Annotated in this window: 1 protein-coding gene; it reads left to right on the top strand. The window is 68.3% G+C overall.

Annotated features, from left to right (window positions below):
- Positions 1-11: 11 nt before the first annotated feature.
- A partial coding sequence (locus CVH10_RS17205) for a hypothetical protein (RefSeq protein ID WP_219924738.1) occupies positions 12-501 on the top strand: 490 nt, incomplete at its 3' end.

Genomic DNA, 501 nt, shown 5'->3' with positions numbered 1-501 from the left:
TTCCAGACGCCATGACGAAGCCGGTCCTCCTCGCAGCCGCCTTGGCCGCCGTCACCCTCACAGCAGCGCCCGCCCTGGCGCAGAGCTGCTTTGTGGCCGATCCGATCTGGATCTCGGGGCACAACAGCGCGACCGCCACCCTGACCACGCGGGTGGCGACCATGGGCACGAACGTCGCGACGCAGCGCAGCCTGACGCTCGAGATGCTGCTGTCGGCGATGAAGGTGCAGGTCGCTCAGACCTCGACCAACGGCGAGCGCGAGGTCAATCTCACCAGCAATACCCAGCAGGCGGTGGCCGCCACCCTGTCCCAGGTCGCCCAGCGCCAGGCCATCGTCGATGCGCGCGAGCAGTACGGCATCGACACCGGGCAGGGTGTGAACGCCTGCGCCTCGATCGACCTCATGAATTCGACGAGCCGCGCCATGGGCAACATCGCGATGACCGGCCGCGAGGGCTATCGCGACCTCGACGTCGCCCCGGGCAAGAACGTCCCGATCC

Source organism: Halomonas sp. ND22Bw, from assembly GCF_003011945.1.
Lineage (GTDB): Bacteria > Pseudomonadota > Gammaproteobacteria > Pseudomonadales > Halomonadaceae > Halomonas > Halomonas halophila.
The sequence above is the reverse complement of the archived record's forward strand: the minus strand, read 5'-3'. Positions and strand labels throughout refer to the sequence as shown.